The following is a 26,600-nucleotide window of genomic DNA, read 5'->3' as shown; positions in this document are numbered from 1 at the left end:
AAGGATGTTACGAGGATACAGATATTTAAAAAGGTTGAGCAATTTGCTAATGTTTGGCACAAATCGGACAATACGCATCTTTGCGATAGCCCATCATCCGCTGCTGCATCTGGCTACCATCCCATATTAATAGCTTATTTGTCAGTGGATTTTTGGTTAATCCTAGATATTGTAGGGCGGCATTTGCTTGAAGATTACCCATGATAGCAGTCGTACTAGCAAGTACCCCTGAATTGGCACAGGTACGTTCATCAGCCTCTGCATCAAGTACCACAGAACCAAAGACGCAATGATAGCAGCCTGTGTCCAACTGCGGCTCATATAATGCCAACTGCCCTTGCATGGCTATCGCTGAAGCGGATAATAAAGGAATCTGATAACGAACACTAATGCGATTGATGATATCTCGGGTGGCAAAATTATCAGTACAGTCTAAAAGCAGGTCAGGCTTGCCAGATGCCATATCAAGCAGCTCATAAGCATTATCTTCGCTCAACCTTGCCACTGTCCCACGGGCACTAATCAGAGGATTAATCTTGGTGAGCATCTGCGCCGCTGTTAGCGCCTTAGGTTTACCGATATCTTCAGGTAAAAATAGTGTTTGCCGTTGCAAATTACTGGCTTCAATCACATCATCATCTATTAGATGCACTCGCCCCAACCCTGCCCGTACGAGCGTCTCAGAAGCAGGGCAACCAAGACCACCTGCACCAATCATAACCACTCGCGATGCTTTCAAGCGTAATTGAGCATCGATATCCCAACCATCAAGCAATATCTGCCGTGCATAACGTAGCAGCTCTTCATCTGCTAGCTGCCCCGTTTCTTTTGAGTGCGCCATACTTTCCACCACAATTTGTCACCACGAGTTATCATCAAAAAATGTATTACTAAAATAACGGGAGTCTAAAACCTATCCACTACAATAATTAACTACGATAGTTGGCCCAAAGTCACTCTGTCATTCCCACCAAAATCCTGAACAGTATGAACAGACTCAAAGCGATTGTCTAAAAATAGCTGACGAACTTTCGAACCTTGATCAAAACCATGCTCAATTGCTAGTAGGCCACCCTTAAGTAAATATTGCGGAGCATGTTGGACAATATGCTCGATATCGGCAAGTCCATGATTGGGGGCACTTAACGCGCTAATCGGCTCAGCGACTAGTCTTGCTAAATGCGCATCTTCTTCATCAATATAAGGCGGGTTAGACACAATCACATCGAATAATGGCTCATCCTGAGTAGCCAGCGCGTCATACCAACTGCTTTGGATAAACTTAATATCAGCAACCTCATTTACCATTGCATTATGACTAGCGACTTTTAGCGCCTCGGATGATAAATCAACGGCAATAACATGCCAGCTCTCTGCTGAACTATTTTGACAGCTTTGTTTTAACTCATGCGCTAAGCTAATAGCAATACAACCTGAGCCAGTACCTAAATCTAATAGGCGTTTCAGTTTATTTTCGTTATCGACACTTTTCGGTCGAGAGTTTATCCACGTTAATACTTTTTCAATCAATATCTCAGTATCCGGTCTCGGTATTAACGTATGCTCATTCACTTTAAAGTTCAGCGACCAAAACTCTTGCTGACCAGTCAAATATGCCAAGGGCGTGCCCTGCTGCATCTTAGTCACACCTTTATGAAATTGCTCAAGCTCGCCATCGGTCAGCTGATAGTTTTCATCAGTGATTAAAAATGAGCTTGGCTGCTCAATGACAAACAACAACCAATCAGTGAACCAAAATGAAGGTATATTGCTATTTTCACTCTCGTTTAACCACTGCTGAATCTGCTGCTTTATTTGACCAATGGTAGCTGATGCCATAAATAACTCGTAAAATTACTGTTTACTGAATAAGCCTGTCGAACTGGTTATACTTTATTGTCTTAGCTACTCTGAGGCACGTGGTGGCTCTTTGGTATCCGTTAGATTCGGATTGGCTTTTGTCAACTTATCACCAATACCTTTGCTGCCTTCACCATCACTGTCGCCATAAATATCGTCGTTATCACCAATGACGATATGTTTATCGACAAAGTAAATCAGCGCTAAAATTGGAATACCAATCGCAAAGGTAAAAATAAAGAAGAATGGATAGCCCATACTATCTACAATAGAGCCTGAATAACCACCCATGACCTTAGGAATCAAAGTCATCAGTGAAGAGAAAATAGCATACTGTACCGCGGTAAAACGTATAGAGGTCAATGCCGATAAGAAGGCAATAAATACCGCGCTAGCAAGACCAGCTGCTAAGTTATCAAATATCACCGCCATATACATGATGGGCAAACTGCCAGGATTATAGGTCAGGACCACAAATAATAAATTAGTCGCACAAGCAAGGACAGCGCCAATCATCATGGCATGCATGATGCGAAAACGCTGCGCCAACAGCCCTCCTAAGAAACCACCAGCAATGGCCATAATCACGCCAACCAATTTTACCGCATTGGCAATATCAGTTTTACTAAAGCCCATGTCTTGATAAAAAACGTTTGATATTACCCCTGCCACAATGTCTGAGATACGGTATAAACCAATCAGTGCTAATAACAATAACGCCTTTTTTCCATAGCGTCTAAAGAAATCTAAGATAGGCTCAATCCACGTTGCCATCGCAATTTCTTTTTTCACTAAACCGACTTTTACCAATGCATAACCTGCTGCCAGTGCTGCTGCTAAGCTTACTAATAAATGCAATGTCTCACTAATAAAGCTAACAAACACACCTTCAAACTCTGGCAATACTTGCCCTATTAATACATAGGCCGCGATAAATGCTACGACGGCAAATACAAACAGTAAAACCAATCTGACGTAGTCTTCGCGCGTTTCAGCCACCAATGGTGCTTTATTAATAATCTTAGGTTGATTAATCATAAAGTACAATAGCAGCAATGGGGCACACACAACCAACGCTATAAAGTAGAACTTAATACTGGGCATTGCCATTAGCGGTATCAGGGCGATAGTACTATCAAAAACTTTATTAATAAGGATATTGATAAGATATATGACGCCGAATAACAAGGCTGGTATTAACAGTAACGCTGAGTATATTAAGAAAATTTTGAGATTACTTTTTTGCTTATGACTTTGTAAAATCTCAGCGGTTGGCTCATAACTGGCAAAGGTGGTCAATATACCCAAGGTCATAACCCCAGCCATAATATAATAAGTATTACGCCACGCTTCATAACTATAAAAGCTTTCCGTCGAACCAAAATAATCTGCTAAATATAGCGCGCCTGCCCCAGCGACAATCATACCAACACGGTAACCTGACACATAGATAGAAGACAAAATAGACTGCATCGATGGCGGTGCCAGCTCAATGCGGTAAGCATCAATGACGATATCTTGCGTGGCAGAAGAAAAGCCAAGTAGAACTGCCGCGCCAGCCATATAAACCAACACGTCTTCACTAATAGGGTTGACCGTCGCCATCAAAAAAATAGCCAATACGATGAGCAGCTGTGATACCACCATCCAACTACGGCGGCGGCCCAACCATTTGGTCAAAAAAGGTACCGGTAGCGCGTCGATTAATGGCGCCCAAATAAACTTAAATGAGTACCCCAATGCCGCCCAGCTGAACATGGTAACAACACCACGGTCAATGCCTGCTTCTCTCAGCCATAATGACAGACTGGAGAAAATGAGCAAGATAGGAATACCGGCTGAAAACCCTAAAAACAGCATGATAATGACACGTGGGTCTAGATAAGCTTTGGCGGCTTCTCCCCATGATTTTTTGGCAATCGGTTGATCAGGCGTTACAGGTTGGACAGCAGACATAATAACTCACCAAAAATTGAGATAAATAACACAACTGCGCACAATTTTTATCAATCATTTCTTATTGATAATAGATAAAAAGGATCGATAAAAATTGCTCAGCGTTGCATAAAACCATCATCAGTACAAAATTGAATTATGGTACTTGAGAACACGAACCTTGACTAGATGTTTTTGCATTAACTTAATGACCACAGTATTTAGCACCGTCATTTATTTCATTACGGTAACGTCGTGTATCAAAATCTCACTTAAGTATTAAAAATACCTATTTTTAATCGCATCTTGCTTTTAAGCTCTCTTGCCATTTTAAGTAAAACAAACTAGCCCATATTCCAAATTAACATAAATTCATAGCTATTTATTATATACAAGAATAATAGCTTTGATTTACACTAGCAACTTACTGAGTATTTGTACGTTTTTATTTTTATATACAGATAGGTTTTGTATATTTATACCATAGGGTTAAGTGATGGCAATCGACGTAGTGGTCAATCAGCGGCATCTACAAATCCAACTCAAGCAGTTGGAAACAGTGTGGCATACGGTAATTAATGGCTATAATTTAAGTCAAGCAGCAACCGTGCTGCACACCAGCCAATCGAGTCTATCAAAACATATTGCAGCACTTGAAAACCAGCTTAAAACCGAAGTGTTCGTGCGCCAAGGCAAACGTCTAACTGGGCTGACGACCATGGGCACAGCGCTTATGCCGCACATCGAATCTATCTTTGCTGAAATTCGTACCATTGAAAACCTCAGTCTGGATTTTAATAATCCCAATATTGGCACGCTGACAATTGCCACCACGCATACGCAGGCGCGTTATGTATTGCCAGAAGTAGTCAAAGAGTTTAAAGAGCGCTTCCCCAAGGTTAATTTAATCCTGCAACAGGCAGATCCTGAAACCATCGCTCAGATGGTCATTCGCGGGCAGGCAGATATTGGTATTGCCACTGAATCGTTATTACACAATAACTATTTACGTTGCTACCGCTATTATGACTGGACGCATCGCGTCATTGTACCAAGCGACCATGAGCTGGCAGGACTGGAATCGATTGATTTACCAACGCTTGCCAGCTATCCAATCGTGACTTATCATGGCGGCTTTACGGGGCGCGGCGCTATTGATAAAACATTTAGCGACGCAGGACTTGAGCCTGACATTGTACTCGCAGCGCTTGATGCCGATGTGATTAGCACTTATGTTGGATTGGGATTGGGCATTGGTATTATTGCCGAAATGGCATTTGAGCCAAGTCATTATCAGAATTTGACTGCTATTCCTGTTGACCATTTCGGACGTTTTACCAGTTGGATGGCCGTACGTGATGATGCAGAAATTCGTCAATATGGACGCGCCTTTATGGAGCTATGCCAAAAGCAATTTAGCCAGTAACTTTTAACTTAGTCAGTAGCTTATTAAGCAGCGGCGCTTAGGCAATTAATAGCGACTTCAAGCATCATTGTTTAACAATCATCTTTTTAACAAATACAAACGGCACCGCTATCTATTGATAAGGGTGCCGTTTGTATTTTTTCTTTTATAAGACTATTTATTTCGGTAAAAAATCTGTGCGGTACTCTTATATACGCCTCGAATTATTACGATTTGTTATTACCTTGAGCGTTGACCTTTATATTCTCTATAACTGCCCCATCATATGAGCTATTGAATAATCAGAATGCTTTTTATTTTATTACTGATGTTTAAAAAAACTAACTATAAAAATGTCGTTGAATAGCGCCATCATAACAATAGGTGAATCATGAGCAATACAATTCCATTATCCTTTTTAGACTTAGCACCCGTTCCTGAAGGAAAAACCATCGCTGAAGGCATTGCACAGACGGTTGCTATCGCGCAGCAAGCAGAAAAATCTGGCTTTAACCGTTATTGGATGGCCGAGCATCACAACATGCCTGGCATAGCTAGTGCAGCGACTTCCGTGCTGTTATCGCATATCGGCAGTCAAACCAAGCGTATACGCATTGGCGCTGGTGGCGTCATGCTGCCCAATCATGCACCGCTGGTTATCGCCGAGCAGTTCGGTACTTTACAGGCGCTATATGGTGACCGCGTAGATTTAGGTCTAGGCCGCGCACCGGGTACAGATGGTGCTACTTTTCAGGCACTGCGTCGTCAAATGCAAGATGCCGATCGTTTTCCACAAGATGTACAAGAACTGCTGTATTTCTTAGGCGATGGCACCGATGACAGTCCTGTGCAGTCATTCCCAGGGGCTAAATCAAATATTCCTATTTGGATACTGGGCTCGTCGCTTTTTGGCGCGACCTTAGCAGCACATTTAGGCCTACCATACGTTTTTGCCTCACATTTTGCTCCGCAGATGCTGGGTCAAGCCATCACCGCGTATCGTGAACAGTTTAAACCATCGGCGCATCTTGCTAAGCCCTATGTGATGCTAGCGGCAAACCTGTTACTTGCCGATGATGACGAGACCGCACAATATCACTTTACTTCAGCGCAGCAAAGCTTCGTGCGTCTACGTCGCGGCGAACGCGGACAAATGCCAATGCCAACTTACGATATGGACAGCATATGGAGCCCTGCCGAGCAAATGATGGTAGACAGCGCTTTATCCGTCTCATTTGTCGGTTCTGTAGAAACGGTCAAACCGAAACTTGCTAAATTCCTTGCGCAGTATCAGCCAGATGAATTGATTGTCACTGCCAACGTTTATGATCAAGCAGCGCGTTTACGTTCACTGGAACTTACACCTGAGCTAAACTTGTTTACTTTACAATAGACCGCCCTGCTCGCATAATTATTGATAAGCCCTAATGAGATTACGGTCATGAAACCCTCGGCCTTTATCGATTTATCAATATTATTATATATTGTGGCCTTTATTGCGGTGATGGTCGTTGCCGGCTATTTTACTTATCATATTAGCCCCAAGCGCAAACAGCGTACTGAAAAAAAACGTAATAAAGATAACTTTAAATAAATGACACTCGATGTAAAAAGCCCCCTTCTCTAATTTGAAAAGGGGGCTTTTTAATGGTAATAATAGTTGGGATAAAAACATTCAAATATTGACGTTAAAAGCCGTCAGTATTCTTACCAATCAACTGCAGCACCAAAGGTTTTTTGTTTGGCTTGTTTGGCCACATATAAAGCCACGGCTGCATCAAAACTTGCTGCGCCGACCGATTTAAACAGAGTTATACCTGACTCTGATTTTACTATCTTTTCTGTTACGAGCGCTTGTAAATCGCCACTAAGGTCATCCCATGTCCATGCGCAATCAGAACTATCGTGAGCTTGGATTAAATCACCTGCTTCATGGCGACTACCCGCTAAGTCATCAACCACCACCATATTACTATTGGCGATAACCTCATTACTGATCTCTTTCATCAACGGCTGATATGCTCCTACCGCATTGATATGTACATCGGCCTTGATATGATTGCTATCAAATAAGCCTTCTGTCGCCCGTGTCGCCACATTGATAATATCGGCATCACAGATAGCATCATTGATATCTTTGCAAATGCTTATATCAACGCTCCATTGACTGTAATCACGCTCAAAACGCGTTTTAAATTGCTCAGCGCCTTCACTGCTTCTATTCCACAAATAAACGGTTTTAATCTCAGGACGTACTGTCAATACCGCATGCAATTGCTCATAAGCCATACCGCCACAACCAACGACAGCCACACTTTGACAATCAGGCTTTGCCATATATTTGGTTGCAATACCTGACAACGCCGCGGTACGCACTTGAGTAATATAAATGCCATCCATAATCGCTAATATGGCGCCAGTATCATTATCAGATACGGTAATAAGGGCAGTAGTCGTTGGCATATTGCGGCTAGGATTATCAGGGCAAATGGTCACCAATTTCACGGCAGTATATTCTTTTTCACCATCATAAATCGTGGCGGGCATCGATAGATGCGACCCTGAGCTGTGTTTATCATCTTCACTAAAAGTCTCAATGACTAAACGCTCAGGCGCTTTAATCCACTTAGGATGCGCCGCTTGTTGATGTAACATCGCTTCAATGGCGTCAATGGCCGCTTGCATATTGAGATATTCGGTCACGACTGCTTGATTTAATAACTGCACGTTGGGTGCTCCTTTTTATCAATTTATTATTTAGTTTATATCCATAATTAAACGCGATGACTAAGCATAATGATTGGTGCTATATCCACCCTAACACACGTAGTATTGCCGCACCAATCGCCATGCCAAACATTCCTACCACGGTTGTAAATGCTAAAATATTAGCGGCCAATATATCATTCCCACCCATGGCCTTTGCCATCACATAACTGGCAGCTGCCGTCGGTGATGCTACCATCAAAAACAGCACGCCCATATGCACGCCTGATAAACCAAAGCTTAACCCAACAGCGATCGCCACAAAAGGGGCAATAACGATACGGCCAATACTAGCCTGCATGGACAGCCCAGACGGGTGCAACATCGACTTTAAATCAATACTCGCACCAGCGCAAATCAGTGCTAACGGTAATGCTACCGCTGCCAATAAATCGCCCGTCTTATGAATCACGCCCGTAATAGGCGGCAGCGGTAACGCTTTGTAAGCAAATGCCGCTACCAACGCAATGATTAATGGGTTGGTAAACAATTTCTTGATAATCATTATGCTGCGACTGAGCCACGTATCGGCTGCGCTTTTGGACACACGACTGAGTGTAATAACTGCTAAGATATTAAATAATATCGTCACCACACCCATATAGACGGCGCCAATACTTAAGCCCTGCTCTCCGTAAGCGTTGGCGACGGTTGCTAGCCCGATAATCGCCATATTACTGCGAAAGATACCTTGTACAAACACACCTTGGTCGGCAGGCTTACGGATAAAATAACTGGCATAAATCTCGGCGCCAATAAATAGGATAAAGGTCACCAAAATACCAGCCACAATTAAAATCATTTGCTTAGCGTAATCGACCTCACTATCGACAACGCTAAAAAACAATAAGCAAGGCAAACAATAATTAAAGACAAAGCTGGATGCTTGATCGATAAAAGCTTGACTCGCCTCACCACGCCGCTGCATAAAAAAACCCAACCCCATCAAAAAAAGGTTAGGCAGTACAATGGTGATGGCAAAAATAATAGCAGCGGTCATAAATAAGCTCAATTCGGTGACAGGCCCACCATACTATGGACAACAGCGACATAAATTAATGAATGATAAATAGGATGATTGGTCACATGAGTATAGAGACAAAACAGCAAGCAAGACAAGCTGGTATGCGACTTTCTTTTCGTAACGGCGATATTTTGACAAAAAAAGCCCATAACGATTTCTCATTATGGGCTTTTTTTACGCTTTAAGCTGATAGTTGTTGCTACGTTACTTTTCTATCTTACCTTTTTACTTTTATCTCTCAACTTATGACTATGAAGCATTTAATGCCGCCTGTACTTTTTTCTGTTTTTTAACGGTCATCGCTAGTAATTGAATGGCTGCAGGCGTGACACCGCTAATACGTCCAGCTTGTGCTAAGGTTGCAGGACGAATTTGCGCCAGTTTTTGCACAATCTCATTGGACAATCCTGACACGACACTATAATCAAAATCCATTGGCAATGCAGTATTTTCCAAACGCTTCATCTGATCAATATCTTCTTGCTGACGGTCAATGTAGCCGGCGTATTTCACAGAAATCTCGATCTGCTCACCGACTTGGCTATCGACCTCTGAACCCGTGATGGCCGCGATATCATTAAAATGTATCTGTGGGCGTTTCAATAAGTCATAAGCGGTAGATTCTTTAGACAGTACCTCTCCTGTGTGCTCGGTGACTTGCTGACCTAGAGCATTAGCAGGGGTTGCCCAAATATCTTTAAGACGTGCAGTTTCTGAAGCAATAGCTTCCATTTTTTCTTCATAAGCTTGCCAGCGCACGTCATCCACTAAGCCTAATTTGCGACCGGTTTCGGTTAAACGTTGATCGGCATTGTCTTCACGCAACAGCAAACGATACTCGGCGCGGCTGGTAAACATACGATATGGCTCAGTAGTACCATGCGTAATCAAATCATCGACCAGTACGCCAAGATACGCTTCATCTCGGCGCGGCGTCCAAACATCAAACTCACTGTTTTCACAGGTGACCAATGCCGCATTAGTACCAGCTAATAGACCTTGCACGCCCGCTTCTTCGTAGCCTGTTGTCCCATTGATTTGACCAGCAAAATACAAGCGATCAATCGATTTAGTTTCAAGCGTTGGCTTTAGATTTTGCGGATCGAAATAATCATACTCAATCGCATAGCCTGGACGGGTGATATGAGCATTTTCTAAGCCTTTCATACTATGGATAAAGTCTAATTGCACATCAAACGGCAAGCTGGTTGAGATGCCATTTGGATACAACTCATGCGTGGTCAAACCTTCTGGCTCAATAAAGATTTGATGGCTGTCTTTATCCGCAAAGCGGTGAATCTTGTCTTCAATAGACGGGCAATAACGCGGCCCTACTCCCTCGATTTTTCCAGAGAACATCGGTGAGCGGTCTAGATTCTCACGGATGATATCATGGGTACGCGCATTAGTATGCGTAATATAGCAGTTGACCTGTTCAGGGTGCATGGATACATCACCCATGTAGCTCATCACTGGTAAAGGCGTATCACCGGGCTGTACGGTCATCACACTAAAGTCAACGCTACGTGCATCGATACGCGCGGGCGTGCCTGTCTTTAGACGTCCAACTGGTAACTTTAGCTCACGCAAACGGTCAGCAAGTTTGATAGAAGGCTGGTCGCCTGCGCGTCCACCTTTTGAGTTCTCTAAACCGATATGAATGACACCGCCTAAAAAAGTACCTGAAGTCAGTACGACAGTTTGGGTGTTAAAAATAATACCCGTTGCCGTCACAACAGCCGTCGCGCGACCATTTTCGACCAAGATATCGTCAGCCGCTTGTTGGAATATATCAAGGTTTGGCTGATTTTCTAACGTATGACGAATGGCGGCTTTATAAAGGATACGATCTGCTTGCGCGCGCGTGGCACGAACGGCAGCACCCTTACGGCTATTTAGCACCCGAAACTGGATGCCAGATTTGTCAGTCGCCAATGCCATCGCGCCACCAAGCGCATCAATCTCACGCACCAAATGCGACTTACCGATACCACCAATCGCAGGGTTACAGCTCATCTGCCCCAGCGTCTCGATATTATGCGTTAAAAGTAAAGTTTGCGCCCCCATACGTGCGGCTGCCAGAGCAGCTTCTGTGCCAGCATGACCGCCGCCGATCACTACCACGTCGTAATTTTTTGGGTATTGCATGTATGCCTCACTTGACTTTCAACGCTACCATGAGGCAGAGGCTATGTTCAAATAGCATGGCTACCGGTAAATAAACGTCAGTCGAATTTAAAAAAGAGATAACGACTCAGATGAGCCATTAAAGATAGGTTAGATAGCCGGTAATTATAACAATTTTTTGCCGCTTAAAAAACGTTATACGAAAAACTATTTAAATTAACTATTATTCAAATTAACGATGAAGGTGCATCAATAGAAGCTTGATGAGCCTAGGTGGGATTTATTTACCCGGACTGAGCGGTACAATACGGTCGGACTGCCCACTTGCCAGCATATGGTGGCTGCCATAACCTTCTGGGTTAATCTGCAAATAGGCATTCATTTGCCCAATAGCATCACCATCATCGCTAGCCAAGATTTGCTCTTTAATCATCTCAACTGGCGGTAATGGCAAGTTTTTTAACAAAGCCAAACGTTGAGCGTTATCGCCTTTATTGACCACAAGCTCGATAAGTTGACGCGCATCGATGGGTAAGTCCGGGGTATTTTGCGCCAATAATGCCAAATGATAGGCACCAGCAGCATCTTGATCAGCAACGATACGCTGCTCAATAGCAATATAAGTTGCTTCAGTTGCGCCGCCTGCCACGCTCAGCTGATGGATACATTTAAGGGCAGAATTTGGCTCATTGTCTGCCATATCAATTAAGCGGATTGATTCGTTTTTTAAATGCTCGCGGCGTTTTTCGATGGCTGCTTGTTCAGCCGCCTCTTGTTGCTCCGCTAATTCCGGGTTTGATAATTCACTGTTTAGTGATTGATTATTCATATAATTCTCTCTTTTATTCAAAATATACTTTTCTTGGACACTATATGGGGCTACAACCTATAAAAACAATAAATTGCATAGACAATAAAAAACCCGAATAGCCATTCCAATCTACTAAGGAAAGCTACTCGGGTTTACTGTACTTCAATACTTCAAACTATTTATTGAGACATATAAACTGCCCAATAAAAGCGCTTAAATATTAAGCAGCAGGACTATTCGCTTCAACCAAAGGCTTAAGCTCGCCTGATTGATACATTTGCAAAATGATATCTGAACCGCCCATCAACTCGCCATCAATCCATAACTGTGGAAACGTCGGCCAGTTGGCGATTTTTGGCAATGTTGCACGGATTTCTGGGTTTTCTAAAATATTAACAAAGGCAAATGGACGACCAATTTGCGTCAGAACTTCAATCGATTTGGCAGAAAAACCACACTGCGGGAACTGCGGCGTGCCTTTCATATAAAGAATGACTTTATTATCTTTAATTTGATCACGAATCAGCTGTTCAACATCGTTTGCAGCAGTATTTGGGGTTTGCTCACTCATAAAAGCTCCTATGTATTAAAACTATTTATCAAAAAAAGATATTTCACATTAAATTTGGCATGTAGCTGCTACATGGGGCAATTGCCATTATATTGCAACCATCATAGATCATTATCAGGGATTAAGCGTCCGACACATTAACATCAGAAACATGATCGCTCGCCCGATTTATATTCGATACCAATAATACCACGGCATTGGCCATGATGCCCTCTTGCCGACCAGTAAAGCCCAGTTTTTCAGTCGTTGTGGCTTTAATGCTGACATTACTCACATCGGTTTGCAAGTCACTGGCGATATTTTCGCGCATCGCTTGATTATAGGGTGCCAATTTTGGGCGCTCACACATCACCGTGATATCAGCATTGCCTAAAGTATAACCGGCGACTTGCACTTTACCATACACATAACGGAGTAGGACGCGCGAATCCAAACCGGCGTGCGCGGCATCGGTATCTGGAAAATGCTGCCCAATATCACCAAGTGCCAATGCGCCAAGCAGGGCGTCAGCAAGCGCATGCAGTACTACATCCCCATCAGAATGCGCAAGCAAACTATGCGTGTGCTCTATCGGCACACCTGCCAGTATGACATATTGCTGCTGCTGACCATTATTATGAAAAGCATGAACATCAATACCTTGACCAATTCTTATCATTATTATTCCAAGTAAATTAGGGGTGATTAAAATAATTTAGAACCACTATCTAAATTTCTCAAGCGCTTTTACTCACGGTAGGCGCGCATAGGTCGCCACCGCTTTCAATTAACTGTTATAATATGACCCTTATTTTATCACAATACCTAGACCAAAATACCCAGTCCAAAAAACGAGATGACCTTATCCGCTGACTAAGTCTATCACTCTTAGTCGTTTTATTAATGAATAGCGTCATTTCCAATTTTGGATAACGTATAAACTGTTGAGCAATTTTATGTCAGCCACGCCAAACACCTCAAGCCTGCCCGTTTCAGACTCTTTTAGCGTCCATCGTCCTTTGACGCTTGTCGATATCGACAATCCTAGCAGCAAGCACGTGATTGTCGGGATGTCGGGCGGCGTCGACTCTTCCGTCTCTGCTGTTTTGCTCCAGCAAGCAGGCTTCAAAGTGGAAGGTCTGTTTATGAAGAACTGGGAAGAAGATGACGGCACCGAATACTGTACGGCAATGGATGACCTAGCAGACGCGCAAGCGGTGTGTGACAAAATCGGTATCAAGCTGCATACCGCCAACTTTGCGATGGAATATTGGGATCGCGTTTTTGAGCATTTCTTAGCCGAATATAAAGCCGGACGCACCCCAAATCCAGATATTTTATGCAATAAAGAAATCAAGTTTAAAGCATTCTTAGACTATGCTTTGACCCTCGGTGCTGATTATATTGCCACCGGTCACTATACGCGCCGCAGCCTGAATTATGAAAACAACAAAGGCGAAACCGTCGCCCAGCTACTGTGTGGACTAGATAATAATAAAGACCAAAGCTACTTCTTACATGCGGTCGGCGGCGATAAAATCGCTAAGACGCTATTCCCAGTAGGTGAGCTTGAAAAACCAGTGGTACGTCAAATCGCTGAAGAACATGACTTGGCAACAGCTAAAAAGAAAGATTCTACCGGTATTTGCTTTATTGGTGAGCGCCGTTTTAAAGACTTTTTACAGCAGTACTTGCCAGCACAAAAAGGCGATATCGTCACTGATGATGGTCATGTGATAGGTCAGCATGACGGCTTGATGTATTATACTTTAGGTCAGCGAGGCGGCATCGGTATCGGTGGTGTCAAAGACCGTCCTGAAGAGCCTTGGTTTGTACTGGCAAAAGATTTGGACAAAAACCGTTTAATCGTCGGTCAAGGTCATGAGCATCCGATGATGCTAAGTAATGAACTGCAAGCTTATAAGCTTGACTGGGTCGATGGATTGCCGCCTACCGATATTTTTAGCGCGGAAGGTTTACGCTGTATGGCAAAATCTCGCTATCGTCAGCCTGATCAGGCCTGCCGTGTTTACGCGTTAAATGATGATGGCTCTGAGGTTCGTGTGCTATTTGATGAGCCGCAACGTGCCGTTACTCCTGGTCAATCAGCGGTATTTTATATCGATGAGGTTTGTCTAGGTGGCGGTGTGATTGCCGCTATTGATGCGCCTTGTGGGTTTTAATGTCGGATAATTTTCAACCTTTCTTTATTTTCCGGCTTATTTTTATTACTTTTAATCCTTTAATTTTTATAACTATCGAGGCATCACTATGACTCCACTTACCGCACTCTCCCCAATCGATGGCCGTTACGCATCTAAAGCCGACAGCTTGCGCCCTTATTTATCTGAATTTGGTCTGATTAAAGCCCGTGTTACCGTCGAGATTCGTTGGTTACAGTCATTGGCGGATAATAGCGCGATTGGTGAGTTGGCAGCGTTTGATGCCGATACCAATGCCTTTTTAAACAGCATTGTTGACGACTTTAGTGAAGCAGATGCACAAGCTATTAAAGATATCGAAGCGACGACCAACCACGATGTAAAAGCGGTTGAGTACTTTATTAAAGATAAGTTTCGCGGGAATCAGCAGTTAGAAGATAGCCTAGAATTCATTCACTTTGCCTGTACCAGTGAAGACATCAATAACTTATCTTATGCATTAATGCTAAAAGACAGCCGCGAGATTGTGGTTGCTAAAATGCAGCAAGTAACCGATAGCATTGTTGATTTAGCGATTACTCACTCTGAGCAACCGATGTTGTCACGTACGCATGGTCAAACCGCTAGCCCAACGACGCTTGGTAAAGAGATGGCAAACGTGGCTTATCGTCTAGCTCGCCAAATCAAACAAATCGGTCAAGTTGAACTGTTGGGTAAAATTAACGGCGCTGTTGGTAACTATAATGCTCACTTCTCAGCCTATCCTGATGTTGATTGGCAAACTCATGCTGAGCAATTTATCAATGAGCGTTTAGAATTGACCTTTAATCCTTATACCACGCAAATTGAGCCGCATGATTATATCGCTGAATTGTTTGATGTGGTAAGACGCTTCAATACGATTCTAATCGATTTTAACCGTGATATTTGGCAATATATTAGCTTAGGCTATTTTAAGCAACGCCTAAAAGACGGTGAAGTGGGTTCTTCTACCATGCCGCATAAAGTCAATCCGATTGATTTTGAAAACTCAGAAGGTAATTTGGGCGTTGCCAATGCGATGCTCGCACACTTAGGTGAAAAGCTACCTATTTCACGTATGCAGCGTGATTTATCAGATTCTACCGTACTGCGTAATATCGGTGTTGGCTTAGCCCAAAGTATGATTGCGTTTGATGCGTGTCTAAAAGGTGTGAGCAAACTTGAATTAAATGCGCAGCGCTTAAATGATGATTTGGATCAAGCACAAGAAGTGTTGGCAGAGCCGATTCAAACGGTCATGCGTCGCTACCGTGTCGAAAACCCATACGAGAAGCTAAAAGCTTTGACTCGTGGTAATGCCATGACTCGTGAGGCCATGCTAACCTTCGTTGAAAGTGATGAGTTGAATGCTGTGAGCGATGCGGATAAAGCACGTTTACGTGAAATGACACCTGCGACCTATACTGGTAATGCGGCTGAACAAGCACGCTCTATCAAAGAGTGGATTGCTAAGATTTAATAAACACTGCCGTTACCTTAAAAAAGATATCAATGACTATTCATTGATATCTTGCTAAACAACAACCTTACTTTGAATGCTATGATTTATCCTTAAAGATGCGTCTTTAATGGTACATAGCTTTTGAGTAAGGTTTTATTTTTTATCCTTTTTATCTTCGTCATCACTATCGCCCGGTATAATAGCTTTACCAACAGCGACGGTGCCTTTTACCACGCCTTTGGTGGTTTTATAAGCGATTTTAGCCGGTACGGTCACTATCTTATGGACACAAGCTTGTAATAAAAACACGCTAGCGATAATGACGATAAAATGCAATTTTTTCATAAACTTCCTACGATTGATGGGATGTTCTGACAGTAGCTATTGATATTGACACTGTAATACTCACTATCAGATAGGCAATAATCATAAACTATTAAAACTGTCCTATAAAGCTCTCCTCACTATTAATCTTATACCCATTTTTAGATATGGATTTATCAATGACCTCAATCCCTCTTTGTTTACCCGACTCTATTACTCCTGAGCAATTCTTGAACGAGTATTGGCAAAAAAAACCATTACTTATTAAACAAGGTTTGCCACAATTAGTCGGCATGTTCGAGCCAGAAGACATGCTTGGCCTTGCGCTTGAAGAAGACGCTTCAGCGCGCTTATTAACTCAAGCCGCGAATAAGCAAGAAGGATTGCCACAATGGCAACTTAAAAAAAGCCCATTGGTTGAAACTGATTTTGATAAGTTACCAGAACAATGGACCGTGCTGGTACAGAATATGGAACAGTGGTCACCTGAGCTTGGTCAATTATGGCAAGCGTTTGACTTTATTCCGCAGTGGCAACGTGATGATATTATGGTCTCTTACGCACCTAAAGGTGGCTCAGTGGGCAAGCATTATGACGACTATGATGTGTTTTTAGCACAAGGGTTTGGCTCACGTCGTTGGCAGCTTGGCAAATTCTGTGACAAGAGCACAGAGTTTGTCGCCGATGAACCAATTAGATTATTTGATGATATGGGTGAAGTTATCTTTGATGAGATACTAGAAGCTGGTGACGTGCTTTATGTACCGCCGAAACTCTCGCATTTTGGCGTCGCACAAGATGATTGCCTGACATTCTCTTTTGGCTGTCGTCGTCCAAACCTTATGCAAATCATTGATAGCTTGGCTGATATCGCAACCAATGATAGCGATTTATTTATCCCGATGCTATTGCCACAAGCGCTGCAAGCGTCTGGCGAATTGCAAGCGGACAGTATCGATGCGATTAAAGACCAGTTATTACAAATGCTGCAGTCTGAGCGTGGCTCAGATATCATTCGTCAAGCAGTGTCGGAAGTCGTGAGCAAACGTCAATATGATGCGCTAATTCCTGAAGAGACGTTAGATACTGATGAGTTAATGCAAGCATTATCAGAAGGTGCAACGCTGCAAGCAGACTATAGTAATCGCCTACTCTACAGCCAGAATAACGATGACCTCAAGCTATATGCCAATGGTCAACGTATCGATGGTCTTGATGCTGCGGCAACATCCATACTAGTACGTTTGGCTAATGGTGAACATTTACAGAGTCAAGATGTGATGGATGTTGACCCAGATGAATTAAGCGAGTGGTTAGAAAATGGCTGGGTATGGATTGATTATGCTGAATGATATGCAAGCAATGTCTTTAGCGATTGAAGGTTAAACGTCGTTAATAATTAAAAATGATCAGTGTTTTTTTACTCAACTTGAAAGCTGTAGTGAAAAAATACTGATTGTCATTTAAAAATGTACCTTAACTCCTAAAAGTTCTGCAATTTAATGTCTCTACGCTCCTCGCACATGAACTGATTCTATATCACTTAACCTTATGCTGTAGCCACTTTTTTATAACGGCTTACCCCTGCAATAACTGTCTCATCAATCACCCTATCATCACCGAGCATCATCAATACAAATAATCGTTCTTCCAGTGTTTTAGTCTGTGCAATACGTCTTTCTAATAAAGGCGTCGCCGCCATGTCTATTACTACAAAATCGGCTTCCTTATTAGGCATAAAGTTACCGATTTTATCATCTAGCATTAACGACTGCGCATTGCCCAAAGTAATCTGGTATAGCCCTTGATGAGCGGACAGTTGATTGTTTTGTAGCTGCTGAACTTTATAAGCTTCCGACAAAGTTACTAACATTGATAGACTGGTTCCCGCCCCTACATCAGTCGCAATACTGACGCTGGTATAGCTTAATGTTTTAGGTAAATCAAATAATCCACTACCCAAAAACAGATTGGACGTTGGACAGTGCGCTATCTGCGTACCAGTTGCGCGTAGCCTTTCGTATTCTGCAGTCTCCAGATAGATACCATGTGCCAAAGTGGTGTATCGACCCAACAGACCCATATCTTCGTAGACATCTAAGTAGCCTTTATGCTTGGGATAGAGCTTACGCACAAAAGCCATTTCATCACGGTTTTCTGCCAGATGTGTTTGCAGATAAACATTGTCATAGCTGGCATATAACTCGCCTGCCAATTGCAATTGTTTTGGCGTTGAGGTAATAGCAAACCTTGGGGTAATAGCCACATGTTGGCGTCCACGCCCATGCCAATTATTAATAATATTTTGCGTGTCTTGAATGCTCTGCTCAGCAGGTACACACAGATGCTCAGGCGCGTTTTTATCCATCAACACATTGCCAGTAATCATGCGGGTATTAAGCCTGTGACTTTCAGTAAAAAAGGCTTCTGCAGATTGCGGATGGCTAGTACAAAACACCATAGCGCTGGTTGTACCATTAGCCATTAACTGATTCAAAAAGAATTGCGCCGTATCATGCGCAATCTTTGGATCAGCAAAATTGGCTTCAGTGACAAAAGTATAATTATTAAGCCAATCAAGAAGCTGCTCACCGTAAGCCGCAATCATATCTATCTGCGGATAGTGCACATGGGTATCGATGAAGCCCGGCATAATTAATTTATTACGATAGTCATGAATCTTTACCGGTGCTTGATTATTAGCTTCAGCATAATTCGCTAGTATTGTTTCGCTACTACCATAATCTATAATGCAGCCTGCCACATCATCGACAATCAGCGCACCGTCAGCAATATACTCAGGATAGACGTTCACGCCCGCAATAACTGGTAGTAGCGTGATGTTTTTATCAATGGTTGCTGTATTTGGATAATTAGAAGATGTTGAGTTGGGTTTTTCAGCATGCGCACGCTCAGCCACTTGATTCAGATCATCTTCGGTAAGATAGTGCAGGAGCTGCGCTTGATAAATATGTAGAGCCATGGGTAAATCTCCCGTCACTTGATCATACCGAACGTTTTAGTTGGAATATAAATTAATGGTAAAGGTAGAAATCAGTATTGATGGTCTATATCTTATGGCTTATTTTTGATGATAATGTTGCAAAATTTGTGCGGCAATAGATACGGCAACGGCCATAGGTTCTTTACCACCAATCGGTAATCCTATTGGCATAGTTAGTTCATCGACTATTTGCTTATCATAACCACGTTGCAGCAGACGACTTTTAAAACGTTCCGCTTTAGTTGCCGAGGCAATACAACCAACATAAGGCATTGAGACTTTTGAGCGACCATTATCTAGCTCGTTATCTGAACCATTATTATAAAGATTGTTTGCTAAATTTTTTGCCTCTGAACCAGCATCCAACGCGGCACGTACTAGCTCAAAGTCCAGACTATGATCATGGGTCATAACCAAAATAAAACGCTGACCGCTTTGTTTAAGAAATGGTTCAATAAACGGGCGAATGAAATCAACAGGATCATCATCAATATGCGCACGGATATGGGTAGGAAGATTATAAAGCTTAGGCTGAGTTAAACTAGGCTGGGTTTCTAATTCTTGGGATAATTCCTCTGTTTGGGTAGATGTATTTGGTAAATTAGAATTGTCTAATAAATAGCGCTCAAACATCTCAGGGCGATTGTCAACCCAATCCACTTGGCAAGGTAGCTCTGCCAGTATCGTCATCAATGCTGCTGCCACGTGCCCTGCCCCAAATACCAATATCGACATCGGTGGCATCACGTTAAAACATTCAAACATAATGGTGACACTACCACCGCAGCACTGCGCCAACTTCGCACCTAGCGGATAATGTTTGGTATAAACAGTATCGCGTCTTACCACTTTAGATGGCGTCGAATCACTGTCGTTATCATTGTCATTGTCGATATTCTTGTTGACACCTTTATCTCTTTTAGAAGCTTTTGGTACGGTTGTATCTATCTCACCATTTAGCAATTGCCGTGCTGTCGAGATTACATCATGCTCAAGGCCGCCGCCACCAAGCGTATCGCAGCAGTTGTCATGGGTAATCACCATTTTTGCTTGTAGCGCTCGGGGCGCAGAACCATTGACCGCAACGATAGTCGCCAATACGTGCGCAGACCCTTGCTGCTGATACTGGGCTAGACCATCATACCAACGTACTGGTATTGGCATAGGTGGCAATGATGAATTATTCACTGTGCGTCGGCTCACTATGGGCAGGGCCTCTAGCCGTTGATACGTTAGGATGCTCTATCGCTTCTGGCTGCTCGTCGACTGTCTGACCCTCGACCTCTGACGGTTTGATATCTTCGGCATGCGGCACAAGTTGTGGCTTAACTTTATTGTCGTCAATACCGCAGTTGTCCTCCTCATCTCTAGTCAAGTTATCAATCGCATCAAAGTTTATATTCGTGTCAATCTCCCACTCCTCGCCTTGCATGCGCATCACCGCTTTTAATACTGCCTCTGGGGTTGCAGGCACCGTAAGATCTGGGTTTTTCTTATAAACACCCAAGCTTGCGACTGCATTATTGATAGCACACCAAACGCTAGCTGCCAGCATAAAAGGTGGCTCGCCAACTGCTTTAGAATTGTAAATGGTTTGCTCTTCATTTTTACGGTCGTACAGTTTAACTGTAAATTGTTTTGGTAAATCGTGCGACGTTGGAATTTTATAATTGGCGGGACTATTAGATGCTAGCGCGCCCTTTTTATCCCAAGTAAGCTCCTCAGTTGTCAGCCACCCCATACCTTGCACAAAGCCACCTTCAATCTGACCAATATCGATAGCGGGGTTAATCGACTGTCCTGCATCATGTAAGATGTCGCAGCGCAGTACTTTATACTCACCAGTTAAAATATCTATTTCAACCTCAGCGCACGCCGCGCCTAAAGCGAAGTAAAAGAAGGGTCGACCCCACGCTTTAGAGCGGTCGTAAAATATCTTTGGCGTTTTATAGTAACCAGTTGAAGATAAACTAACGCGGTGCTGATACGCCAACTGCACCATTTCAGCAAAAGTAAAATCTTCCTTATCACCAATATAGACATAATTGCGCTCAAAGCGTATGTCTTCTTTTGCCACTTCAAAATACTTAGCGGCAAACTCGACGATACGTGCCTTAATGGTTAAGCAAGCATTTTGCGCTGCTTTACCATTGATATCGGTGCCAGATGAGGCCGCGGTCGGCGAGGTATTGGGTACTTTATCGGTACGCGTTGCAGATACTTTTACGGTATCCAAATCCACATCAAACTCATTGGCGACTATTTGAGCAATTTTGACAAATAGCCCTTGCCCCATCTCTGTCCCGCCATGATTAAGGTGGATGCTGCCATCAGTATAGATGTGTACCAGAGCACCTGCTTGATTGAGCGTCTGCACGGTGAATGAGATGCCAAACTTCACAGGCGTTAGGGCAATGCCAAGACGCTTATCGCTGCCTTCAGCTTCGGCTTGCTCATTGGCTTTTATAATCTGCTGGCGACGCTGATCATAATCACAATCTTTTGCCAGTGTCTCCATAATCGTTGCCAAATCAAAATGCTCGATTGGCTGACCATAATGAGTACTTTGCCCATTTTGGTAGAGGTTCGTCAAACGCACTTGCAAAGGGTCTTTGCCTAAAGTATAGGCAATATGATCCATCATATATTCGGCCGTCATCAGACCTTGAGGCCCGCCAAAACCTCTATAGGCAGTGTTCGACACCGTGTGCGTTTTGCAGCGATGTCCTGCTACCTGCGCGGCTGGATAATAGTAAGCGTTATCACAGTGGAACATCGCTCTATCGACGATAGCATCGGACAAGTCTGGTGCATAACCACACAAGCCAGCAAGCTGCATATCGACCCCAAGGATTTGTCCTGCCTCGTTGACACCTACCTCATAACGGTTGGCAAATTCATGGCGTTTACCGGTCACAACCATGTCATCTTGACGATCCAAGCGCATACTGACAGGTACATTGTGACGCTTGGCGACGATTCCACAAAAGCATGCCCATGCAGCGGCTTGGGTTTCTTTGCCGCCAAAGCCGCCACCCATTCTGCGTACTATCGTATTGACGGCATGAAATGGCAAATCCGTCACCTCAGCGACCAGCTGCTGCACTTCACTCGGATGCTGTGATGAGGTATAGACTTCAAGCCCGCCATCATCGCAAGGCACGACATAGGACACTTGTCCTTCCAAATAAAAGTGCTCTTGTCCCAGCATATGAATATGGCCTGCAATACGCATAGGTGCATTTGCAAGTGCCGCTTCGGTATCACCGCGCTGCATGAAGTGGCTGGGACGTACAAACTGCTCCTGCTCTAAGGCCTCGTCAATACTCAGTATCGCTGACAATGGTTCATATTCGATGACTGCTTTGAGCACCGCCTTTTTAGCAGCACGGTGAGTGGTTGCAACGACTAAAAACAGCGTCTGACCCACGTATTCTGTGATCTCACCTACCATCAATGGCTCACCGTCAAACACCGCGCCGATATCCGTCTGAGCGGGTAAGTCTTTAAAACTTAAAACATCAATCACCCCGTCAGCCGCTCTAACAGCGCTGAGATCCGTACTGGTTACCCGAGCATGAGCGTGACTGCTTTTACCGACTGCCAGATGTAAGGTACCTTGCGGCTTTAAGATATCATCCACATAAGTTGCTGTTCCCATGACGTGGCTTATCGCACTATCATGTTTGGCAGAAGTGCCGATTTTGTTTTTAGGCGGACGTACGCGGCGAATGCTATAAGTGTCAAATAAGGATGATTGATGGCTCATGATGATTCTCTCTCAGTTTGCGTCTCTTTCAACAATTGCTTGCCACACTTAATTAGTAAACGTTGCACCACATGCAAGCGATACTCACGGCTTGCTCTGACATCTGTTAATGGCGAGACATCCATCGGTAGTGCTTTTGCAGCTTTCTTAAAACTTGCAAGCTCAAGGGGCTGACCTACGAGTGCTTGCTGGCAATTTTTTGCTAATAAGGGTATAGCCGCCATACCGCCGAGACCGATTTTTGCATGGTCGATAGTCATACCATCTGCTGACAAATCGATTCTTACGGCAACCAAACAAGCGGAAATATCATCTTCATAACGCTTACTAATTTTATGAATAAATAGATGTTGATTAGCCTGCATCAGTGGCATATGAATAGCAACGATATAACTGCCTGCCCGTAGCTTTGTTTTTTTATAATCTAGAAAAAATTCTGATAAAGGTATTATCTCGTCGACATAGGATGTTTTGTTATGTTCATTGCTTTCATCCTTAGCACTGGCATCTTCGCCACCAATATCTCTATTATTGGGATTACAATGACGCAAATGAATGCGTGCCTCTAACGCCAGCAAGATTGGTGGTAAATCTCCGATTGGCGAGGCATTAGCAATATTACCGCCAAGCGTACCCATATTACGTATTTGCGGTGAAGCGGTTCTTGCGAATAATGCTGCAAAGGCAGGAAAGTTATGTTCCAGTATTGGCAGCATTTGCTGATATGTCATGCCAGCCCCAAACGTCAATTCTTGTACTGATTTTTTATTATCAGTGTACTTATTTAATTCAGACAATGACCACACTTTTAGTTTATCAATAGCAGACAGCTGAATAATCACTTCATGGTCAACCAAGTGCTGGGTAATGCTTAATCCCAAGTCCGTACCACCCGCCCAAATTGTTGCACTTGGATATACAGCTAATAACTGATTAAACTCATCCACTGTCTTTGGAATGAATAGCTGCAGCGACCCTTCACTCAGTGCAGGCTCAATAGTTGACGCTTGATTCGATTTATTGAACGACTCGTTTTTAGGTAGCGACTTACTGTTACTTGCCATCGCATCCGTCGCTAAGCTTATCGTTAAATCTTTTGCTACCATTTCATCAGCGTCTCTTTGCTGACCAATTTTACCCATTGTTAGACCTGCTTCGATAATGGGTCGATAACCGGTACAGCGGCATAGGTTGCCTGAAATTGCGGCGACAATATCATCATAGCTTGGGTCATCATTTGAGCTACCCTGCTTGGCATTCTTTTGTTGTTGCATACGATTATTTTCATAAAGATTCGCCAGAGACATCACAAAACCAGGAGTACAAAATCCACATTGCGAGCCATGGCAATCAACCATTGCCTGCTGTGCAGGATGCAATAGCGCCCGCTCTGGATGATGTGCTGGATTGTCCGCTAGGTAAGAAGCGGTCATTAAATGATGACCATCCATCAACGACAATATAGCAATACAGGAGTTAAAGGTATAAAAAGGAGTGCTGTCACTAGAATCGCTCATCGCATGATTAGGCAAACGTTGCGCCATAATCGTACATGCGCCACAATCCCCACTACCGCAGCCTTCTTTAGTATCAGTTTGATATTCGTGCAAGCGCAGATACTCAAGTACCGTCGTATTCGGATTGAGGTGGCTTATCTCATGGTACTTTCCATTCAGATAGAAACTAATCATAGCAATACTCGGCTAAAAAATTGGGCTTTGTGAAATTAAATAGCTTACATAGATTGTTAATAAAAACACTTGCTTGATGGCGCAAACCAATCAATTAACACTTAATAGCTACCACACAATAATATTTACCAATCACACTTCTATTAAATATTTACTTTTATATATCAGCGTCTTGGGTATCTTCTGGCAAAAATAAACTCAATGCAATGGCAGTAATCGCACCTATTGCGACAGGCGATATCAGCACGTTACGTATTGATTCAGGCATTTGTGATAATACCTCAGGTACCATAGACACACCGATACCGATGCCCACAGAGGTAGCAATAATCAACATATCACGGCGATCAAGCTTAGCGCTAGCCAAAACCTTTATACCAGCTACCGCTACTGTCCCAAACATAACCAATGTTGCGCCACCAAGTACTGGCTGCGGCATCATTTGCAATATGGCACCAAAGATAGGAAACAACCCAATGATAATCATAAGAGCCGCAATATAAATACCGACATGACGGCTGGCGACCCCAGTAAGCGCAATGACGCCGTTATTTTGACTAAAGGTGGTCGATGGCATGCTATTTAAGGTGGCAGCAATCATAGAGTTGACCCCATCTGCCAATACCCCACCTTGAATTCTATTAAGATAGACAGGACCTTTGACAGGCTCTTTTGATACTACAGCATTGGCTGTTAGATCGCCCGTCGTTTCAAGGGCGCTGACACAGTACAAGATAGCTAATGGAATAAAAGAGGTGATATCAAACTGAAAACCAAATTTGAATGGGATAGGAATGGTAATAAAACCAACATTGTTTAATGAAGAAAAATCTAATCTGCCCATAAAAAAAGCAGCTAGCATTCCTAAGATTAAGGCAATGACAATAGAGGAAAGTCTTAATAGTGGGTTTTTTGAGCGGTTAAATACAATCACTGACACCAGCACAACCATACCTAAAAACAGATTTTGCAAACTGCCAAAATCTTCGGCACCGAAACCACCTGCAATATCAGTCATGGCGACTTCAATAAGCGGAACACCGATGAGAATAATAATGGTACCAGTGACCACAGGGGTAAATATTCTTTTTAATTTATGAATAAAGCGGCTAAGAACAATTTCAACAAAGGCGGCACAAAAACTAACGCCAAAAATAGTAGCTAAAATATCTTCTGGCGAACCACCTCGGCCTTTTACAATCAGTCCAGCAGCGATAATAGCGGTCAAGAAAGCAAAGCTAGTACCTTGCAAACTGAGCATGCCAGCGCCTATAGGACCTATTTTTTTACATTGAATATATGTTCCGATGCCAGATGAAATGAGCGCGCAGCTGATTAGATAAGGCACATAATCGCCCAAACCTAGGGTTCCTGCGACAATCAAGGTAGGAGTAACAATAGCGACGATACTAGCCAGCAGATGTTGTAAAGCGGCAAAGCTTGCCGGCCAAAAGCTAGGCTTGTCATTGAGCTGATACATCAACTCGGCGTTTTTCTGAGGCTCTAAAGATTGAGACATTTTAATCATCCTTGATTAATATGACCTTAAATCTATTAACAATCCTTGTTAATAGTTGTAGGCTGCTCTAGTGAGCTTTTGCACCTTATTATTAGTCATAGCATTAATTAAAAGATGACTATTTGGTCAGGTTTTATTTATAGTATCACCACTATTGTTCGCCTACAAGC

The 26,600-nt window shown here is 43.1% G+C and carries 21 protein-coding genes; 6 read left to right on the top strand and 15 right to left on the bottom strand.

The features are described 5' to 3' along the window. Window positions 1–46: 46 nt before the first annotated feature. The 3 genes from FHS24_RS00920 to FHS24_RS00910 form a co-directional block, all read right to left on the bottom strand. The gene (locus FHS24_RS00920; protein WP_183617914.1) at window positions 47–841 is read right to left on the bottom strand and encodes a HesA/MoeB/ThiF family protein; all 795 of its coding nucleotides are present in this window, start codon (window positions 839–841) and stop codon (window positions 47–49) included. A gap of 92 nt (window positions 842–933) precedes the next feature. Continuing rightward, window positions 934–1,839: a peptide chain release factor N(5)-glutamine methyltransferase gene (gene prmC, locus FHS24_RS00915; protein ID WP_183617912.1), complete on the bottom strand. Its 906-nt coding sequence runs from the start codon at window positions 1,837–1,839 to the stop codon at window positions 934–936. Window positions 1,840–1,905: 66 nt separating this feature from the next. Continuing rightward, a complete protein-coding gene (locus FHS24_RS00910; RefSeq protein WP_183617910.1) occupies window positions 1,906–3,816 on the bottom strand; it encodes an AmpG family muropeptide MFS transporter in 1,911 nt (636 codons plus the stop codon). Window positions 3,817–4,291: 475 nt separating this feature from the next. Here FHS24_RS00910 and FHS24_RS00905 point away from each other — a divergent pair, with 475 nt between their 5' ends. The 3 genes from FHS24_RS00905 (at window position 4,292) to FHS24_RS00895 (ending at window position 6,794) form a co-directional block, all read left to right on the top strand. Then, window positions 4,292–5,221: a LysR substrate-binding domain-containing protein gene (locus FHS24_RS00905; protein ID WP_183617908.1), complete on the top strand. Its 930-nt coding sequence runs from the start codon at window positions 4,292–4,294 to the stop codon at window positions 5,219–5,221. 370 nt (window positions 5,222–5,591) lie between these two features. Beyond that, window positions 5,592–6,593, top strand: a complete 1,002-nt coding sequence (locus tag FHS24_RS00900) for an LLM class flavin-dependent oxidoreductase (RefSeq protein ID WP_183617906.1) — start codon at window positions 5,592–5,594, stop codon at window positions 6,591–6,593. Between the two features lie 48 nt (window positions 6,594–6,641). Further along, window positions 6,642–6,794: a hypothetical protein gene (locus FHS24_RS00895; protein WP_183617904.1), complete on the top strand. Its 153-nt coding sequence runs from the start codon at window positions 6,642–6,644 to the stop codon at window positions 6,792–6,794. 113 nt (window positions 6,795–6,907) lie between these two features. Here the strand turns inward: FHS24_RS00895 and FHS24_RS00890 are convergent, their stop codons facing one another. The 6 genes from FHS24_RS00890 to ispF form a co-directional block, all read right to left on the bottom strand. Continuing rightward, complete coding sequence (locus FHS24_RS00890) at window positions 6,908–7,927, bottom strand: ornithine cyclodeaminase family protein (protein ID WP_183617902.1); 1,020 nt, start codon at window positions 7,925–7,927, stop codon at window positions 6,908–6,910. 79 nt (window positions 7,928–8,006) lie between these two features. Next, complete coding sequence (locus tag FHS24_RS00885; protein ID WP_183617900.1) at window positions 8,007–8,966, bottom strand: AEC family transporter; 960 nt, start codon at window positions 8,964–8,966, stop codon at window positions 8,007–8,009. A gap of 273 nt (window positions 8,967–9,239) precedes the next feature. Beyond that, complete coding sequence (mnmG, locus tag FHS24_RS00880) at window positions 9,240–11,138, bottom strand: tRNA uridine-5-carboxymethylaminomethyl(34) synthesis enzyme MnmG (RefSeq protein WP_183617898.1); 1,899 nt, start codon at window positions 11,136–11,138, stop codon at window positions 9,240–9,242. A gap of 259 nt (window positions 11,139–11,397) precedes the next feature. After that, window positions 11,398–11,946: a hypothetical protein gene (locus FHS24_RS00875; protein ID WP_183617896.1), complete on the bottom strand. Its 549-nt coding sequence runs from the start codon at window positions 11,944–11,946 to the stop codon at window positions 11,398–11,400. 202 nt (window positions 11,947–12,148) lie between these two features. Further along, window positions 12,149–12,499, bottom strand: coding sequence for a Grx4 family monothiol glutaredoxin (gene grxD, locus FHS24_RS00870; protein ID WP_025653310.1), 351 nt, complete (start codon window positions 12,497–12,499; stop codon window positions 12,149–12,151). Window positions 12,500–12,620: 121 nt separating this feature from the next. Continuing rightward, a complete protein-coding gene (ispF, locus tag FHS24_RS00865; RefSeq protein ID WP_183617894.1) occupies window positions 12,621–13,157 on the bottom strand; it encodes a 2-C-methyl-D-erythritol 2,4-cyclodiphosphate synthase in 537 nt (178 codons plus the stop codon). 277 nt (window positions 13,158–13,434) lie between these two features. On the opposite strand from ispF, the gene mnmA reads away from it, so the two are divergent. Beyond that, the gene (gene mnmA / locus FHS24_RS00860; RefSeq protein ID WP_183617892.1) at window positions 13,435–14,661 is read left to right on the top strand and encodes a tRNA 2-thiouridine(34) synthase MnmA; all 1,227 of its coding nucleotides are present in this window, start codon (window positions 13,435–13,437) and stop codon (window positions 14,659–14,661) included. An 88-nt stretch (window positions 14,662–14,749) separates the two neighbouring features. Then, window positions 14,750–16,141 carry an adenylosuccinate lyase gene (gene purB / locus FHS24_RS00855; protein WP_183617890.1) on the top strand — a complete coding sequence of 464 codons (1,392 nt, stop codon included), beginning with the start codon at window positions 14,750–14,752 and terminating at the stop codon, window positions 16,139–16,141. Window positions 16,142–16,276: 135 nt separating this feature from the next. Here the strand turns inward: purB and FHS24_RS00850 are convergent, their stop codons facing one another. Continuing rightward, a complete protein-coding gene (locus FHS24_RS00850) occupies window positions 16,277–16,468 on the bottom strand; it encodes an NF038104 family lipoprotein (RefSeq protein ID WP_183617888.1) in 192 nt (63 codons plus the stop codon). A 158-nt stretch (window positions 16,469–16,626) separates the two neighbouring features. Here FHS24_RS00850 and FHS24_RS00845 point away from each other — a divergent pair, with 158 nt between their 5' ends. After that, window positions 16,627–17,799: a cupin domain-containing protein gene (locus FHS24_RS00845; RefSeq protein ID WP_183617886.1), complete on the top strand. Its 1,173-nt coding sequence runs from the start codon at window positions 16,627–16,629 to the stop codon at window positions 17,797–17,799. Window positions 17,800–17,996: 197 nt separating this feature from the next. Here FHS24_RS00845 and guaD read toward each other — a convergent pair whose 3' ends face one another. The 5 genes from guaD to FHS24_RS00820 form a co-directional block, all read right to left on the bottom strand. After that, window positions 17,997–19,430 carry a guanine deaminase gene (guaD, locus tag FHS24_RS00840; RefSeq protein ID WP_183617884.1) on the bottom strand — a complete coding sequence of 478 codons (1,434 nt, stop codon included), beginning with the start codon at window positions 19,428–19,430 and terminating at the stop codon, window positions 17,997–17,999. Between the two features lie 99 nt (window positions 19,431–19,529). Then, window positions 19,530–20,639 (bottom strand): XdhC family protein, encoded by a 1,110-nt coding sequence (locus tag FHS24_RS00835; RefSeq protein WP_227671763.1) that lies wholly within the window; start codon window positions 20,637–20,639, stop codon window positions 19,530–19,532. Then, window positions 20,632–23,220 carry a xanthine dehydrogenase molybdopterin binding subunit gene (gene xdhB, locus FHS24_RS00830; RefSeq protein ID WP_183617882.1) on the bottom strand — a complete coding sequence of 863 codons (2,589 nt, stop codon included), beginning with the start codon at window positions 23,218–23,220 and terminating at the stop codon, window positions 20,632–20,634. Before xdhB ends, FHS24_RS00835 begins: the two co-directional genes overlap by 8 nt. Further along, a complete protein-coding gene (locus tag FHS24_RS00825) occupies window positions 23,217–24,911 on the bottom strand; it encodes a xanthine dehydrogenase small subunit (RefSeq protein ID WP_183617881.1) in 1,695 nt (564 codons plus the stop codon). Before FHS24_RS00825 ends, xdhB begins: the two co-directional genes overlap by 4 nt. 157 nt (window positions 24,912–25,068) lie before the next feature. Continuing rightward, a complete protein-coding gene (locus FHS24_RS00820; RefSeq protein ID WP_183617879.1) occupies window positions 25,069–26,430 on the bottom strand; it encodes a uracil-xanthine permease family protein in 1,362 nt (453 codons plus the stop codon). Window positions 26,431–26,600 lie beyond the last annotated feature (170 nt).

The organism is Psychrobacter luti, from assembly GCF_014192115.1.
Classification (GTDB): Bacteria; Pseudomonadota; Gammaproteobacteria; order Pseudomonadales; family Moraxellaceae; genus Psychrobacter; species Psychrobacter luti.
This window is presented reverse-complemented; position numbering and strand designations above follow the sequence as displayed.

What these genes read in the sequence shown, in the direction of transcription:
- FHS24_RS00920 (WP_183617914.1), bottom strand. Translation starts at nt 841, where the DNA reads ATGGCGCACTCAAAAGAAACGGGGCAGCTAGCAGATGAAGAGCTGCTA.
- prmC (WP_183617912.1), bottom strand. Translation starts at nt 1,839, where the DNA reads ATGGCATCAGCTACCATTGGTCAAATAAAGCAGCAGATTCAGCAGTGG.
- FHS24_RS00910 (WP_183617910.1), bottom strand. Translation starts at nt 3,816, where the DNA reads ATGTCTGCTGTCCAACCTGTAACGCCTGATCAACCGATTGCCAAAAAA.
- FHS24_RS00905 (WP_183617908.1), top strand. Translation starts at nt 4,292, where the DNA reads ATGGCAATCGACGTAGTGGTCAATCAGCGGCATCTACAAATCCAACTC.
- FHS24_RS00900 (WP_183617906.1), top strand. Translation starts at nt 5,592, where the DNA reads ATGAGCAATACAATTCCATTATCCTTTTTAGACTTAGCACCCGTTCCT.
- FHS24_RS00895 (WP_183617904.1), top strand. Translation starts at nt 6,642, where the DNA reads ATGAAACCCTCGGCCTTTATCGATTTATCAATATTATTATATATTGTG.
- FHS24_RS00885 (WP_183617900.1), bottom strand. Translation starts at nt 8,966, where the DNA reads ATGACCGCTGCTATTATTTTTGCCATCACCATTGTACTGCCTAACCTT.
- mnmG (WP_183617898.1), bottom strand. Translation starts at nt 11,138, where the DNA reads ATGCAATACCCAAAAAATTACGACGTGGTAGTGATCGGCGGCGGTCAT.
- FHS24_RS00875 (WP_183617896.1), bottom strand. Translation starts at nt 11,946, where the DNA reads ATGAATAATCAATCACTAAACAGTGAATTATCAAACCCGGAATTAGCG.
- grxD (WP_025653310.1), bottom strand. Translation starts at nt 12,499, where the DNA reads ATGAGTGAGCAAACCCCAAATACTGCTGCAAACGATGTTGAACAGCTG.
- ispF (WP_183617894.1), bottom strand. Translation starts at nt 13,157, where the DNA reads ATGATAAGAATTGGTCAAGGTATTGATGTTCATGCTTTTCATAATAAT.
- mnmA (WP_183617892.1), top strand. Translation starts at nt 13,435, where the DNA reads ATGTCAGCCACGCCAAACACCTCAAGCCTGCCCGTTTCAGACTCTTTT.
- purB (WP_183617890.1), top strand. Translation starts at nt 14,750, where the DNA reads ATGACTCCACTTACCGCACTCTCCCCAATCGATGGCCGTTACGCATCT.
- FHS24_RS00850 (WP_183617888.1), bottom strand. Translation starts at nt 16,468, where the DNA reads ATGAAAAAATTGCATTTTATCGTCATTATCGCTAGCGTGTTTTTATTA.
- FHS24_RS00845 (WP_183617886.1), top strand. Translation starts at nt 16,627, where the DNA reads ATGACCTCAATCCCTCTTTGTTTACCCGACTCTATTACTCCTGAGCAA.
- guaD (WP_183617884.1), bottom strand. Translation starts at nt 19,430, where the DNA reads ATGGCTCTACATATTTATCAAGCGCAGCTCCTGCACTATCTTACCGAA.
- xdhB (WP_183617882.1), bottom strand. Translation starts at nt 23,220, where the DNA reads ATGAGCCATCAATCATCCTTATTTGACACTTATAGCATTCGCCGCGTA.
- FHS24_RS00825 (WP_183617881.1), bottom strand. Translation starts at nt 24,911, where the DNA reads ATGATTAGTTTCTATCTGAATGGAAAGTACCATGAGATAAGCCACCTC.
- FHS24_RS00820 (WP_183617879.1), bottom strand. Translation starts at nt 26,430, where the DNA reads ATGTCTCAATCTTTAGAGCCTCAGAAAAACGCCGAGTTGATGTATCAG.